Genomic DNA, 13,222 nt, shown 5'->3' with positions numbered 1-13,222 from the left:
TGCCGGGCCGGCCCGCGGGAGGGCGGGCGGGGGTGAGGCGGCGGTCGGGTCAGGCCCGGCGCGGTGCCTGGCCGGCCGTCAACGCCTAGATCTCGCCGCGGAGTTTGGCGAGCGCCTCGGCGAGGATCGCCTCACCGTCGGCGTCGCTGCGCCGCTCGCGCACATAGGCGAGGTGCGTCTTGTAGGGCTCGGTGCGCGGCGGGTCCGGGGGATTGTCGCGGTCCTGCCCGGCCGGAAAGCCACAGCGGGGGCAGTCCCAGGTGTCGGGCACCTGCGCGTCGCTCGCGAAGCTGGGCTGGGTCTCGTGTCCGTTGGAGCACCAGAAGGAGACGCGCAGCCGCGGCGCGGACTCGCCGCGCTCGGCCTCGCCCATCGGCCCCGCCCCGACCCGGCTTCCCCGGATCGCGTTGCCACTTGCCACGGTCGTAACTCCCTGCGTGATGGTGCCGCGAAGCGAGTCGGCGTTCCGCTTCACTGCGAGCGCCTCAGTTTACGTAAGGCCCAACGCGCGTCCAGTGATTGGAGTTACCGCCCCCATTTCCAGACGCAAGCCCCATGATAGGCCGCGCTTGGCCGCGCGTACCGAACATGGGGCCTTACGTACGGAATGCGTAGGGGGTGCGTCCGGAAATGCGTCCGGATGGTGTGTGTGGCTCAGTTGTTCATCTTCATCATGATGCCGAGCGTGACGATGCACGCGAACCACAGCAGACCGACCACCACGGTGATCCGGTCGAGGTTGCGCTCGGCGACGGAGGAGCCGCCGACGGAGGACTGCATGCCACCACCGAACATGTCGGAGAGGCCGCCGCCCTTCCCCTTGTGCATCAGCACCAGCAGCATCAGCAGCAGGCTGAAGACGATCAGGGCGATCGAGAACCCCATGACCACGACTGGACCAACTTCCTCGGATTCGGACGGACGACGCGGGGCCCGGCACGATGCCGGACCCCGCAAGGGTACGACGGATCGCCGTCAGCGCATACTCACTGCCCGGCCCGCCGGGCGGCTCACTGGTCGCGGAAGCGGACGATCTTCACGAACTCGTCCGCGTCCAGGGAGGCGCCGCCGACCAGCGCACCGTCGATGTCGGCCTGCGCCATGATCTCCGCCACGTTGCCGGACTTCACGGAGCCGCCGTACTGGATGCGGACCCGGTCGGCCACCTCCTGGCTGTACAGCTCGGCCAGCTTGCCGCGGATCGCGCCGCAGACCTCCTGGGCGTCCTCGGCGCCGCAGACCTTGCCGGTGCCGATGGCCCAGACGGGCTCGTAGGCGACCACGACGGTCTCGGCCTGCTCGGCGGGGACGCCCTTCAGACCGCCCTCGACCTGCGTGAGGGTGTGGGCGACGTGGTTGCCCGCCTCACGGACCTCCAGCTCCTCGCCGACGCACAGGATGGGGGTGAGGCCGTGCTTGTAGGCGGCCTTGACCTTGGCGTTGACGATCTCGTCGGTCTCGGCGTGGTACTGGCGGCGCTCGGAGTGGCCCACGGCGACGTAGGTGCACTTCAGCTTGGCGAGCATCGGGCCGGAGATCTCGCCGGTGTAGGCACCGCCGTCGTGGGCCGAGATGTCCTGGGCGCCGTACTTGATCTTCAGCTGGTCGCCGTCGACCAGGGTCTGCACGGACCGCAGGTCGGTGAAGGGCGGCAGGACGGCGACCTCGACGGCCTCGTAGTCCTTGTCGGCCAGGGCGAAGGCCAGCTTCTGGACGTGGGCGATGGCCTCGAGGTGGTTGAGGTTCATCTTCCAGTTGCCCGCCATCAGCGGCGTACGGGTGGTCATTGAGGGTCAGTCCTCCAGTGCGGCGAGGCCGGGGAGCGTCTTGCCCTCGAGGTATTCGAGGGAGGCGCCGCCTCCGGTCGAGATGTGGCCGAATGCCTGCTCGTCGAAGCCCAGGGTACGGACGGCCGCGGCGGAGTCGCCGCCGCCCACCACGGTGAAGCCCGGGGAGTCGAGGAGGGCCTGGGCGACCGCGCGGGTGCCCTCGGCGTAGTCGGGGTGCTCGAAGACGCCCATCGGGCCGTTCCAGAAGACGGTGGCGGCGTCGGCCAGCTTCGAGGCGTACAGCTTGCGGGTCTCCGGCCCGATGTCCAGGCCCATGCGGTCGGCGGGGATGGCGTCCGCGGCGACGGTCTCGGGGTGGGCCGGGGCCTTGGTCTTCATGTCCGGGAACTCGGCGGCGACCAGGGTGTCGACCGGCAGGACCAGCTCGACGCCGGTCTTCTCGGCGCGCTCCAGGTACTCCCGGACGACGGGGATCTGGTCCTCCTGCAGCAGGGACGCGCCGATCTCGTGGCCCTTGGCCTTGAGGAACGTGTACGCCATGCCGCCGCCGATGAGGATGCGGTCGGCCCGGTCCAGCAGCTGGTCGATGACCGCGAGCTTGTCCGAGACCTTGGCCCCGCCGAGGGCGACCACGTAGGGCCGCCGGACGTCCTCGGTGAGCTTCTTCAGGACGCCGACCTCGGTGGCGATGAGGTAACCGGCCGCGTGCGGCAGGCGGGCCGGGAGGTCGTAGACGGAGGCGTGCTTGCGGTGCACGGCGCCGAAGCCGTCGCCGACGTAGAGGTCGGCGAGAGCGGCCAGCCGGTCCGCGAAGGCGGCGCGCTCCGCGTCGTCCTTGCTGGTCTCCCCCGCGTTGAAGCGCAGGTTCTCCAGCACGGCGACCTGCCCGTCGGCCAGGCCCGCGACGGTGGAGGCGGCGGACTCGCCGACGGTGTCGGTCGCGAACGCCACGTCGGTGCCGAGGAGTTCACCGAGGCGCGCGGCGGCCGGGGCGAGGGAGAAGGCGGGATCGGGGGCGCCCTTGGGGCGGCCCAGGTGCGAGGCGACGACCACGCGGGCGCCCGCTTCGGCGAGCGCTTCGACGGTGGGCAGGACGGCGCGGATGCGTCCGTCGTCGGTGATGGTGGTGCCGTCCAGCGGCACGTTGAGGTCGGCGCGGACGAAGACCCGCCGGCCCGCGACCCCTTCGGAGAGGAGTTCGTCGATCGTCTTCATATGGGCTCCCTGTAGAGCTCCTGCGGAGCTCGTGTTCGCTCGTGATCGCTCGTGATCGAAAGAGCGCGGCTGCTCCGATACGTGCGTCAGGGCCCGGTCGACGCGTCGGTGCGCCGGCCGAGCCCTGCACTCATATCAGGTTGCCTGCTCCACGCTCAGAGCTGGTTGCCCACGAAGACCGTCAGGTCGACGAGACGGTTGGAGTAGCCCCACTCGTTGTCGTACCAGCCGATGACCTTCACGTTCTTGCCGTCCTGGACCATGGTCAGGGACGAGTCGAAGGTGCAGGACGCGGGGGCGTTGACGATGTCGGAGGAGACGATCGGGTCCTCGGTGTACTCGAGGAGGCCCTTGAGCTCGCCCTCGGCGGCCTTCTGGAAGGCGGCGTTGACCTCTTCCTTGGTGACCTCGCGGCCCAGCTCGACGACCAGGTCGGTGACCGAGCCGGTGGGGACCGGGACGCGCATCGCGATGCCGTCCAGCTTGCCCTTGAGCTGCGGCAGCACCAGCGCGGTGGCCTTCGCGGCACCGGTGGTGGTGGGGATGATGTTCTCGGCGGCGGCACGCGCGCGACGCAGGTCCTTGTGCGGGAAGTCCAGGATCCGCTGGTCGTTGGTGTAGGCGTGCACCGTCGTCATCAGGCCCTTGACGATGCCGAAGTTCTCGTCGAGCACCTTCGCCAGCGGCGCCACGCAGTTGGTGGTGCAGGAGGCGTTGGAGATGACATGGTGGTTCGCCGGGTCGTACTGGTCCTGGTTGACGCCCATGACGATGGTGACGTCTTCGTTCTTCGCCGGGGCGGAGATGATGACCTTCTTGGCGCCACCGGTGATGTGCTTCTCAGCGTCTTCCTTCTTGGTGAAGATGCCGGTCGACTCGATGACGATGTCGACGCCCAGCTCGCCCCACGGGATGTCGGCGGGGTTGCGCTCGGAGAGCACCTTGACCGTCTTGTCGCCGACGGTGATGGAGTCCTCGGTGTGGGTGACCTCCTGCTTGAGGCGCCCCAGGATGGTGTCGTACTTCAGCAGGTGTGCGGTGGTCGCGGTGTCACCCAGGTCATTGACAGCCACGATCTCGATGTCGGCGCCCTGTTCCAGCAGTGCGCGGAAGTAGTTGCGCCCGATGCGGCCAAACCCGTTGATGCCTACGCGGATCGTCACGAACCGATCTCCTCGTTGGTACGCCGGCTGTGACGCCGGCGAGCTGTATTTGGGATGTCCCCGACCACTGTCGACCCTACCTCTCCGGGGCCCCGGCCGTGACATCGAGTTGCCCCATACCCGGCAGTGCGGTCCGTACCCGTCAGTAGGGTACGGACCGCCCAGGCCGGAGGGCCTTTCGCGCCATTTCTCCGGGACGCGGCGGCGCGCCGGGGCGCCCGGTCAGGCGTCCAGGGCCGCCAGCGCCTTCCTCATCAGGGCCGCCCGGTCCGCCGGGGACGTCAGGTGCTCCAGGCCGAAGCCGAGCAGCACGGTGTCGTCGGTGGTGACCGCCGCGTAGGTGCGGAACAGCGTTCCGGTCCGTACCCAGTCCTTCGGCACGGCGGGGCTGCCCGCGGGCGGCCCGGCGACCGTCCAGGGGCCCAGCGAGGTCTCGAAGCCCTCGGTCCCGGTGGCCGTGCCGCCGACGACCACGGAGGTCTCGTCCGCGAGGACGCCCCGGCCGCCGCTGCCCGGATCGGTGACGTAGCTGAGGGAGATCTCGGCCTTCTTCCCGGCGTACGCGGCGAGGTCGAACTCCACCTGCTGCCAGCCGCCCGAGGAGCCGGTGAGACTGTTCCAGCCGCCGGTGCTGCCGGTGGCGGCGCAGCCGTCGTCGGCGACCGTCAGGTAGTGCTCCAGCCAGGGGTGCCCGGCGGCGTAGAACCCGGCCTCGCACTCGGCGGGCACGTCCGTGGAGGTCGCACCGCCCGCCTCGGGCAGGGTCGTCCAGTCGTCGCCGCCCGCGGTGCGCGCCTCGACGATGACGTGGTCGTAGCCCTCCTCGGTGTCCCAGAGCAGCTGGGCCCGCAGGGCCGGCCGCTCGGCGGCGGTGGTACCGGTGAGGTCCACGGTGCGGCTGAGTCGCTTGTAGCCGTCGTCGGTGTGCACCGCGGCCGCCATGTAGGAGCCCGCGTACGGTCCGTAGGGGTTGACGGTGCCGGGGAACGCGCCCGCGCCCGCGCTCGCGAACCGCGGGAACCGTTCGGGCGGCAGCTCGTCCGAGGTGACGCCGTAGGTGCCCGCCCGGTCCAGCGGGTTCCCGGGCGCGTCGGCGAGCGGACCGGCGAAGCCGCTCAGCGCGCCGCCGCCGGTGAACGCGGTGGCCCCGGGGGCGGACGTACGGGAGTAGGCGCCCAGGTAGTACTGGCTGAAGTCGTCGGACGGGGTGCCGTCACCGAGGTCGACGCTGCCGCCGGCCCGTTCGCCCGCCTCGATCAGCTTGCCGCCCTCGTTGAGGAAGGCCCGCAGCTGGAGCTGGGTGGCGACGCCGGGAACGCCGGCCCCGGTGTGGTGGACAACGGTGCGGAAGTGGCTCAGCACCCCGAGCGCGTCGGGCGCGCCGCGCTCGGCGACGTCCCAGACGGCCGCCGTACGGCCGTTCGCCCGCAGCGCGTCGACGTACGTGCGCGCGTGGGGCGCCCCGGCGCCCTCCTCCGCGACCACCAGGACGTCCGCGCGGGGCCGCTCGGCCACCCGGTACGTGAAGCGCTCGCTGGAGATGTCCCGGCCGCGCCGGTCCTCTCCGGTGAACCACACCTCGACCCGGTCGCCGGGGCGGCCGTGGCGGACCGCGGCGCGGTACTCGTCGAAGTGGAGGTCGTCCTCACCGCCGAACCGCTCGCCGCCCTTCCAGGGCCGCAGGTCCACGTCGTGCGTCCGGCCGCCGTTGACGCGGTACTTGAGCTCCTTGTCGCGCACCGCCCTGCGGACGACGACGGAGACCTCCTGGTGGCCGCCGCGCGCGTAGGAGGTGTCGAAGGCGGCCGGGGTGAAGTCCGCGGCCTCCAGACCGAGGGCGGAGACCGGCCGGTCGGGACGGGCGGCGCTCTCGGCCACGGACAGCGCGAACGGGACGTTCTTGGCGAACTCCTGCTGGATCAGCTTCTCGTCGTCCGGGAAGGTGAAGATCGACCGGCAGTCGCCCGGCTGCCAGGCGTCGTCCGGGTCGGCCTGAGACGCCGTCTGGCAGGTCGACATCTCGGGGGTGAACATCGCCATGCCGTTGACGTTGGACGCGTGTCCGTCGGCCTCGCCGTTCGTGGTGTACAGCTCGGAGGAGAGCTGCGGGAGGTAGCCGGGGATCGCGGAGTTGCCGGGCGTGCCGGCCAGGGCGCGGTACAGGACGTCGTCGGGCGTCGGGGTGGCGACCTGCCAGCCGACCCCGTAGAGCAGGAGTTCGGCGGCGGAGTGGTAGTTGATGCCGTAGGCGAAGCCGATCCGCTTCTGGAGGGCGTCGACGGCCCTGGTCTCCGGCTCGGAGCCCGGGCCGGCGCCCCGGTAGGTCTGGCTGGTCGGGTTGGGGGACGACCCCTCGTCGTCGTAGCCCCATTTGTAGGGGAAGTTGCGGTTGAGGTCGACGCCGTCACCGGAGCCGATCACGCCGTCGCCGTTGACGTCGCGCAGGTTCTTGCGCCACAGGCGGTTGGCGTCGGAGGCGAAGGTGTGGTCGTAGCCGTCGGGGTTGGCCGACAGCACGAACCACAGCTCGGTGGAGTCCACGATCCGCTTGACGCGCTGGTCGGTGCGGTAGGCGTCCAGGTAGTGGTGCATCAGACGCCGGGTCATCTCCGGCGTGATCCACTCCCGCGCGTGCTGGTTGGACATGTAGAGCACCGCCGGCCGGGAGCCGTCCCGGGTCTTCGCGGCCCGCTTGGTGAGCTTCAGGGCGAGGATGTCCTGGCCCCGGACCGTTCTGCCGATGGAGACGACCTTGGTCAGGTCCGGGTGCTCCCGCGCGGTGCGCAGGATCTCCTCCTTGAGCCCGCCCTTGCCGCTGTAGGGGCGGAACACGCCGTCGGCGGCCTGCTCGACGCGTTTCTCGGCCGTGGCGGACAGGGTGTGCTCGGCGAGGTCGACACCCTGCCGCTCCAGTTCCCCGGCCTGCCGCTCGGTGAGGTGCACCTCGACGGTGGCGGTGCCCCGGTCGGGGACCTGCTCGCCGAGTTCGTGGCCGTCCTGTCCGGCGGCCAGCAGCAGGGGTACCTGCCGTTGGGAGATCTCGGCGCGGAAGACCTTGACCTCGTCCGCGTCCGGTGTCGCTGTGGTGCCGGGTTGTGCCCGCGCGACGGGCGCGAAGCCCGCTGAGCCGATCAGGAGCGCGGCGACGGCGAGGGTCGATCTCGCTCTGTGTCTCATGAAGCCCCCTAGCGTGTGTCCGCCACAGCAGCGAACGGATGCCAGGCTCATGACAGTCCATGATCGAGTCAAGGGCGCGAGAACGACACGCGGACGCCGGTGCCGTCACCCAAGTGGGCGACGGCACCGGCGTTCTGACGGGCTGTCGGGTCAGCCGACGAGGTTGTCGGCCAGCTCCTCGCCGAGGTTGGCCTCCGTGCCCGGGATGCCGAGGTCGGCGGCGCGCTTGTCCGCCATCGCGAGCAGCCGGCGGATGCGGCCGGCGACGGCGTCCTTGGTCAGCGGCGGGTCGGCCAGCGCGCCCAGCTCCTCCAGGGACGCCTGCTTGTGCTCCATGCGCAGCCGCCCGGCCGCGGCGAGGTGCTCGGGCACGTCGTCGGCGAGGATCTCCAGGGCGCGCTGCACCCGGGCACCGGCGGCGACGGCCGCGCGGGCCGACCGGCGCAGGTTGGCGTCGTCGAAGTTGGCCAGCCGGTTCGCCGTGGCCCGCACCTCGCGGCGCATCCGGCGCTCCTCCCAGGCCAGCACCGACTCGTGCGCGCCGAGCCGGGTGAGCAGCGCCCCGATGGCGTCGCCGTCGCGGACCACGACCCGGTCCACGCCGCGCACCTCCCGCGCCTTGGCGGCGATGGACAGCCGGCGGGCGGCGCCGACCAGGGCGAGCGCGGCCTCGGGTCCGGGGCAGGTCACCTCCAGGGAGGACGACCGGCCGGGCTCGGTGAGCGAGCCGTGCGCGAGGAAGGCGCCCCGCCAGGCGGCCTCCGCGTCGCAGGTGGCCCCCGAGACCACCTGCGGGGGCAGACCGCGGATCGGGCGGCCCCGGCCGTCCACCAGACCCGTCTGGCGGGCCAGCTGGTCACCGCCCGCGACCACCCGGACGACGTAACGCGAACCCCGGCGGAGTCCGCCGGGAGCCATCACGATCAGCTCCGAACCGTGGCCGAAAATCTCCAGCACGTCCCGCTTGAGGCGGCGGGCCGCCATCGCGGTGTCCAGCTCCGCCTCGATCACGATGCGCCCGCTCACCAGGTGAAGGCCGCCGGCGAACCGCAGCAGGGCGGAGACCTCCGCCTTCCTGCAGCAGGTCCGGGTGACGGGGAGCCGGGAGATCTCGTCCTTCACCGCTGCCGTCATCGCCATGGGCCGATCCTTCCATGCATCCGAAAAATACGGTCGTACGCGGCGGCCAGCAGTTCCGGGTCGTGCCGGGGACTGCCGTCGGGCCGGGCCACCGGCGCCAGCTCGACCGCCGCGCCGAATCCCTTGGCGGCGTCGGTCAGCGAGTCGCGGTCGGGTACGGCGGCCTCGTCGGCGAGCACCACGTCCAGGGCGAGTTTAGGGGCGTGTCGTCCCAAAACCTCCAAATGACGCTGCGGGGAGAAGCCCTCGGTTTCTCCGGGCTGCGGGGCGAGGTTCAGCGACAGCACCCGGCGCGCCTTCGTCTGGACGAGGGCGTCGAGCAGATCGGGCACGAGAAGGTGCGGGATGACCGAGGAGAACCACGAGCCGGGGCCGAGCACCACCCAGTCGGCGTCCAGCACCGCCTCGACCGCCTCGGGGACGGCGGGCGGGTCGTTCGGCACCAGGTGCACGGACTGCACCTCGCCCGGCGTGAGGGCCACGGTCGCCTGGCCCCGGACGGTGTCGACGTCCTCCGGGCGCTCGGGGTCGTGGCCCCTGACCAGGGCCTGCAGCTCCAGCGGCACCGCGGACATGGGCAGCACCCGTCCGTGCGCGCCGAGCAGCCGGCCCACCAGGTCCAGGGCCTGCACATGGTCGCCGAGCTGCTCCCACAGGGCGACGATCAGCAGATTGCCGACCGCGTGCTCGTGCAGGTCGCCCTTGGACTGGAAGCGGTGCTGGATGACCCGGGACCAGGTCTGGCCCCAGTCGTCGTCGCCGCACAGCGCGGCCAGCGCCTTGCGCAGGTCGCCGGGCGGCAGCACGCCCAGCTCGTCGCGCAGGCGCCCGCTGGAGCCGCCGTCGTCGGCCACCGTGACGACGGCGGTGAGGTCGCCGGTGATCCGGCGCAGCGCGGCGAGCGAGGCCGACAGGCCCATGCCGCCGCCGAGGGCCACGACCTTGGGCTGGGTGCCCCGGCGTCGCGGCTTGCCGCCACGGGCCTCGACCGGCCGCCCGGCGCGCCCCTCGGGCACCGCCCGGCGCAGCCGGCTCAGCCGCGGTGAACGTCCGGTCATTCCCGTCCCATGTCCCGGTGGACGACCACCGTCTCCACGCCCTCGGCGACGAGCCGCGCGGCGAGCTTCTCCGACATGGCGACCGAACGGTGCTTGCCGCCGGTGCAGCCGACCGCGATGGTCACGTACCGCTTGCCCTCGCGGCGGTAGCCCGCGGCGACGAGGCGCAGCAGCTCGGTGTACCGGTCGAGGAACTCCTTGGCGCCGGGCCGGTTGAAGACGTAGGACGCCACCTCCTCGTTGAGTCCGGTGTACGGGCGCAGCTCGGGGACCCAGTGCGGGTTGGGCAGGAAGCGCATGTCGACGACCAGGTCGGCGTCGACGGGCAGGCCGTACTTGAAGCCGAAGGACATGACGGTGGCCCGCAGCTCGGGCTCCTCCTCGCCGGCGAACTGGGCGTCCATCTTGGCGCGCAGCTCGTGCACGTTGAGGCTGGAGGTGTCGATCACCAGGTCGGCGTCGCCGCGCAGCTCGCGCAGCAGCTCCCGCTCGGCGGCGATGCCGTCCACGATGCGGCCGTCGCCCTGGAGGGGGTGGGGCCGGCGCACGCCCTCGAAGCGGCGCACCAGGGTGTCGTCGGAGGACTCCAGGAAGACGATCCGCCGGGTGACACCGCGGGAGTCCAGGTCGGCGAGGGATTCGCGGAGGTTGTCGAAGAAGCGCCGCCCGCGCACGTCGACGACGACCGCGATGCGGGCCACGTTGCCCTGGGAGCGCGCGCCGAGTTCCACCATGGTGGGGATCAGCGCGGGCGGGAGGTTGTCGACGACGAACCAGCCGAGGTCCTCCAGACACTTCGCGGCCGTCGAGCGGCCGGCCCCGGACATGCCGGAGATGATCACCAGCTCGGGGATGGCCACCTCGGGCGCCCCGGCCTTTTCCTTGCCCGTACTCACCTGTGCTCCGATGTCCTGGCGTGTGCCGCGGCCGGTCCCGCCGGCGGCCTCCTGTCGCGCGCGGTCCTGCGGCGCGGGGTCCTGCTGCCCATCGTCCTGCTGCGCGCGGGTGTGCTCCGCGCGCTCCTGCTCCGCGCCCGCCTGGGCCGCGCGTTCCTGGTCCGCGGGTTCCTGGGCCGCCCGGTCCTGACCTGCGCCGGGCCGTTCCTCGTGGTCGGTCATCTCTCCTGCCCCCGTCGGTCGTCCGGGGCGCCCGCGGACACGGGCTCCCCGGGAGAACCCGTCGCCTGCCCGGGTTCCTCCTCGTCATCCATGATCTCTCCCGTCGCCGTGTTCACGGCAGGAGCCGGGGGCTCCGCCCGGGCGAAGGCCGCGACGATCACCTCGGCGGTCTTGCGGCCTATGCCCGGAACCTCACAGATCTGTTCGATTGTCGCCGATCGCAGCCTCTTCACCGAACCGAAGTGCTTGATCAGAGCGCGCTTGCGGGTCTCCCCGAGGCCGGGCACCTCGTCCAAGGGGCCCGCCCGGAAGCGCTTGGCGCGCCGCGTGCGCTGATAGGTGATGGCGAAGCGGTGCGCCTCGTCCCGGACGCGCTGGAGCAGGTAGAGGCCCTCGCTGGTGCGGGGCAGCACCACCGGGTCGTCGTCGCCCGGCAGCCAGACCTCCTCCAGCCGCTTGGCCAGGCCGCACACGGCGATGTCGTCGATACCGAGCTCGTCCAGGGCCCGCCGGGCCGCCGCGACCTGCGGCGCGCCGCCGTCGACCACGACGAGCTGGGGCGGGTAGGCGAAGCGCTTGGGGCGGCCGTCGTCATCGGTGAGGGTGTTCTCCGGCGGTTCGGTGAGGCCGTCGGGGGCGGTGCCCGGCACGCTCTCGCCGGCCTCCCCGTCGGTCCACTCCCCCGTCCGTTCCTTCTCGGCGAGGTAGCGCCGGAAGCGCCGGGTGATGACCTCGTGCATGGAGCGGACGTCGTCCTGCCCGGCGAAGCTCTTGATCTGGAAGCGCCGGTACTCGCTCTTGCGGGCCAGCCCGTCCTCGAAGACGACCATGGAGGCCACCACGTCGTCGCCCTGGAGGTGGGAGACGTCGTAGCACTCGATCCGCAGCGGGGCGCTGTCCAGACCCAGGGCGTCGGCGATCTCCTCCAGCGCGCGCGAGCGCGTCGTCAGGTCGGACGCGCGCTTGGTCTTGTGCAGCACCAGCGCCTGCTGGGCGTTGCGCTGCACCGTCTCCATCAGCGCCTTCTTGTCGCCGCGCTGCGGGACGCGCAGGGAGACGTTCGCCCCCCGCCGGCCGGTGAGCCACTGCTGGACCGGCTCGACCGGGTCGGGCAGGGCGGGGACCAGGACCTCGCGGGGGACGGCGTCGCCGGTCTCCTCGCCGTAGAGCTGCTGCAGGGCGTGCTCCACCAGGGCGCCGGTGGTGATCTCCTCGACCTTGTCGGTGACCCAGCCGCGCTGACCGCGCACGCGCCCGCCGCGCACGTGGAAGATCTGGACGGCCGCCTCCAGCTCGTCCTCGGCCACCGCGATCAGGTCGGCGTCGGTCGCGTCGGCGAGCACGACCGCGTTCTTCTCCATGGCCTTCTTCAGCGCGCCGATGTCGTCGCGCAGGCGGGCGGCCCGCTCGTACTCCATGTCCTCGGCCGCCTGCGCCATGCGCTGCTCCAGACGGCGCAGATAGGTGCCGGTGCGGCCGGCCATGAAGTCACAGAACTCCTCGGCCAGTTCCCGGTGGTCCTCGGCGGAGACCCGGTCGACGCACGGCGCCGAGCACTTGTCGATGTAGCCGAGCAGGCACGGGCGGCCGGTGCGCGCGGCGTTCTTGAAGACGCCGGCCGAACAGGTGCGCACGGGGAAGACGCGCAGCAGCAGGTCCACGGTGTCGCGGATGGCCCAGGCGTGCGCGTACGGCCCGAAGTAGCGCACGCCCTTCTTCTTGTGACCGCGCATCACCTGCACGCGCGGGAACTCCTCGTTCATCGTGACCGCGAGGTAGGGGTAGCTCTTGTCGTCGCGGTACTTGACGTTGAACCGGGGGTCGTACTCCTTGATCCAGGAGTACTCCAGCTGGAGCGCCTCGACCTCCGTGGACACCACCGTCCACTCCACGGACGCGGCCGTGGTGACCATGGAGCGGGTACGCGGGTGGAGACCGGCCAGGTCCTGGAAGTAGTTCGCCAGGCGCTGGCGCAGGCTCTTCGCCTTCCCGACGTAGATCACCCGGCGGTGCTCGTCACGGAACCGGTAGACCCCCGGCGAGTCGGGGATCTCGCCCGGTTTGGGGCGGTAGCTGGAGGGGTCGGCCATGTCTCACACCCTACTGGCGGCGACCGACACTCCGGGGTGCCGACGGGGTGGCGCAGCGGGCGGTCACGCGGGCCCGCGGGGTGCGGAGGGGTTATCGGCGGCGGGAGCGGGAAGGTGGGGGGTCCACGCCTCGGGGCGGAGACGGACGGCCGTGAGGCGGTCATGAGTCGGAGGGCTGGTCGGATGCGACGGATGCGGATCGAGAAACCACGACGGCCGGCCCGGTCCCGCCGGTACACGGACGAGGCGGCCCTGCTCGTCGACCCCTTCGACTCCCTCGATCCCCGCGATCCCGACATCGTGCGGGCCAAGCGCCTGCGCGCCCGGGACCTCGGCAGCAGGGGTGGCGCCTGAGGCGACCCGTGCCGACGGCCCGGAGGCGGGTGAACACCCGCGAACGGGGTGAATGGCGCATCACTGAACCAACTGCGCATACGGGGACGGACAGAGGGGCCGTGCCGGCCGGAGGGC

11 protein-coding genes are annotated in these 13,222 nt (G+C 71.8%); 1 reads left to right on the top strand and 10 read right to left on the bottom strand.

From position 1 onward, the window contains the following. Window positions 1-85 precede the first annotated feature (85 nt). From ACIRPP_RS21320 to uvrC, 10 genes are all read right to left on the bottom strand, one after another. Window positions 86-421 (bottom strand): RNA polymerase-binding protein RbpA, encoded by a 336-nt coding sequence (locus tag ACIRPP_RS21320; RefSeq protein ID WP_078066843.1) that lies wholly within the window; start codon window positions 419-421, stop codon window positions 86-88. Between the two features lie 233 nt (window positions 422-654). Then, window positions 655-885: a preprotein translocase subunit SecG gene (gene secG / locus ACIRPP_RS21315; protein WP_203609785.1), complete on the bottom strand. Its 231-nt coding sequence runs from the start codon at window positions 883-885 to the stop codon at window positions 655-657. Between the two features lie 125 nt (window positions 886-1,010). Beyond that, window positions 1,011-1,787, bottom strand: coding sequence for a triose-phosphate isomerase (gene tpiA / locus ACIRPP_RS21310; protein ID WP_403645041.1), 777 nt, complete (start codon window positions 1,785-1,787; stop codon window positions 1,011-1,013). Between the two features lie 6 nt (window positions 1,788-1,793). Further along, entirely contained in the window at window positions 1,794-3,005 is a 1,212-nt protein-coding gene (locus ACIRPP_RS21305; RefSeq protein ID WP_403645038.1) for a phosphoglycerate kinase, read from the bottom strand. A gap of 155 nt (window positions 3,006-3,160) precedes the next feature. After that, window positions 3,161-4,168 (bottom strand): type I glyceraldehyde-3-phosphate dehydrogenase, encoded by a 1,008-nt coding sequence (gene gap, locus ACIRPP_RS21300; RefSeq protein WP_164338073.1) that lies wholly within the window; start codon window positions 4,166-4,168, stop codon window positions 3,161-3,163. A 222-nt stretch (window positions 4,169-4,390) separates the two neighbouring features. Further along, window positions 4,391-7,345, bottom strand: a complete 2,955-nt coding sequence (locus ACIRPP_RS21295) for a M14 family zinc carboxypeptidase (RefSeq protein ID WP_403645034.1) — start codon at window positions 7,343-7,345, stop codon at window positions 4,391-4,393. A 150-nt stretch (window positions 7,346-7,495) separates the two neighbouring features. Then, window positions 7,496-8,485 (bottom strand): DNA-binding protein WhiA, encoded by a 990-nt coding sequence (gene whiA / locus ACIRPP_RS21290; protein WP_403645031.1) that lies wholly within the window; start codon window positions 8,483-8,485, stop codon window positions 7,496-7,498. Next, entirely contained in the window at window positions 8,476-9,543 is a 1,068-nt protein-coding gene (gene yvcK / locus ACIRPP_RS21285) for a uridine diphosphate-N-acetylglucosamine-binding protein YvcK (RefSeq protein ID WP_164344993.1), read from the bottom strand. The genes whiA and yvcK overlap by 10 nt, the downstream gene beginning before the upstream one ends. Further along, the gene (rapZ, locus tag ACIRPP_RS21280) at window positions 9,540-10,661 is read right to left on the bottom strand and encodes an RNase adapter RapZ (RefSeq protein WP_403645028.1); all 1,122 of its coding nucleotides are present in this window, start codon (window positions 10,659-10,661) and stop codon (window positions 9,540-9,542) included. Before rapZ ends, yvcK begins: the two co-directional genes overlap by 4 nt. Beyond that, entirely contained in the window at window positions 10,658-12,751 is a 2,094-nt protein-coding gene (uvrC, locus tag ACIRPP_RS21275) for an excinuclease ABC subunit UvrC (RefSeq protein ID WP_403645025.1), read from the bottom strand. Before uvrC ends, rapZ begins: the two co-directional genes overlap by 4 nt. A 192-nt stretch (window positions 12,752-12,943) precedes the next feature. Between uvrC and ACIRPP_RS21270 the strand changes: the two genes are divergently transcribed. After that, window positions 12,944-13,105: a hypothetical protein gene (locus ACIRPP_RS21270; protein WP_403645022.1), complete on the top strand. Its 162-nt coding sequence runs from the start codon at window positions 12,944-12,946 to the stop codon at window positions 13,103-13,105. The last annotated feature ends 117 nt before the right edge of the window (window positions 13,106-13,222 follow it).

The organism is Streptomyces sp. NPDC101219 (genome assembly GCF_044767675.1).
Lineage (GTDB): Bacteria > Actinomycetota > Actinomycetes > Streptomycetales > Streptomycetaceae > Streptomyces.
Note: the sequence above shows the minus strand (reverse complement) of the source record. Positions and strands in the feature narration are given on the sequence as shown.

What these genes read in the sequence shown, in the direction of transcription:
- ACIRPP_RS21295 (WP_403645034.1), bottom strand. Translation starts at nt 7,345, where the DNA reads ATGAGACACAGAGCGAGATCGACCCTCGCCGTCGCCGCGCTCCTGATC.
- whiA (WP_403645031.1), bottom strand. Translation starts at nt 8,485, where the DNA reads ATGGCGATGACGGCAGCGGTGAAGGACGAGATCTCCCGGCTCCCCGTC.
- ACIRPP_RS21270 (WP_403645022.1), top strand. Translation starts at nt 12,944, where the DNA reads ATGCGGATCGAGAAACCACGACGGCCGGCCCGGTCCCGCCGGTACACG.
- tpiA (WP_403645041.1), bottom strand. Translation starts at nt 1,787, where the DNA reads ATGACCACCCGTACGCCGCTGATGGCGGGCAACTGGAAGATGAACCTC.
- ACIRPP_RS21305 (WP_403645038.1), bottom strand. Translation starts at nt 3,005, where the DNA reads ATGAAGACGATCGACGAACTCCTCTCCGAAGGGGTCGCGGGCCGGCGG.
- yvcK (WP_164344993.1), bottom strand. Translation starts at nt 9,543, where the DNA reads ATGACCGGACGTTCACCGCGGCTGAGCCGGCTGCGCCGGGCGGTGCCC.
- uvrC (WP_403645025.1), bottom strand. Translation starts at nt 12,751, where the DNA reads ATGGCCGACCCCTCCAGCTACCGCCCCAAACCGGGCGAGATCCCCGAC.
- rapZ (WP_403645028.1), bottom strand. Translation starts at nt 10,661, where the DNA reads ATGACCGACCACGAGGAACGGCCCGGCGCAGGTCAGGACCGGGCGGCC.
- secG (WP_203609785.1), bottom strand. Translation starts at nt 885, where the DNA reads ATGGGGTTCTCGATCGCCCTGATCGTCTTCAGCCTGCTGCTGATGCTG.